The sequence below is a fragment of the Methylophaga sp. UBA1464 genome (genome assembly GCF_002325665.1).
GTDB lineage: Bacteria > Pseudomonadota > Gammaproteobacteria > Nitrosococcales > Methylophagaceae > Methylophaga.
This window is the reverse complement of sequence record NZ_DCSO01000024.1, coordinates 14,010-14,441: the sequence shown is the minus strand read 5'-3', so window position 1 is coordinate 14,441 and position 432 is coordinate 14,010. Positions and strand designations below refer to the sequence as shown.

At 42.4% G+C, this 432-nt stretch carries 1 protein-coding gene; it reads right to left on the bottom strand.

Features of this window, described 5'->3' with window-relative positions; translation table 11 throughout:
* Positions 1-245: S1 RNA-binding domain-containing protein (locus B3O33_RS02530; RefSeq protein WP_292362862.1), on the bottom strand; the 245-nt coding region annotated here is incomplete at its 3' end.
* Between the last annotated feature and the right edge of the window lie 187 nt (positions 246-432).

Below are 432 nucleotides of genomic sequence, written 5' to 3'. Positions count from 1 at the left end.
GTTGCACCAAATCCATCTTCCAGTGTTTCCAGAGAAACATCGACCAAATCACCAACAGAAACGGTGATTTCACCTTTTTCGTTCATGAATTCGGCAACTGGGATAGCGCCTTCAGATTTCAGACCTGCGTTAACCATAACAACATCAGGACCGACATTGACTACCGTACCGGTAACAATTTTGCCTGGTTGCATTGGGGTTGCGTTTAGACTCTCTTCAAAGAGATCAGCAAAGCTTTCGCTCATTATAAATATCCTTGACCCTGTATAGATAACAGAATCGCCCGTTAGACCTGCAAATGCAGGAAATTAACAAAAAACCTAGCTGGACCACCCAACTAAGTACCCTAATAAATCAGCCAGTTAATGCACTGACTTTTTCTAAAACTGCTTCTATTCCGAGTTGTGTTGAATCCAGAATAACGGCATCATC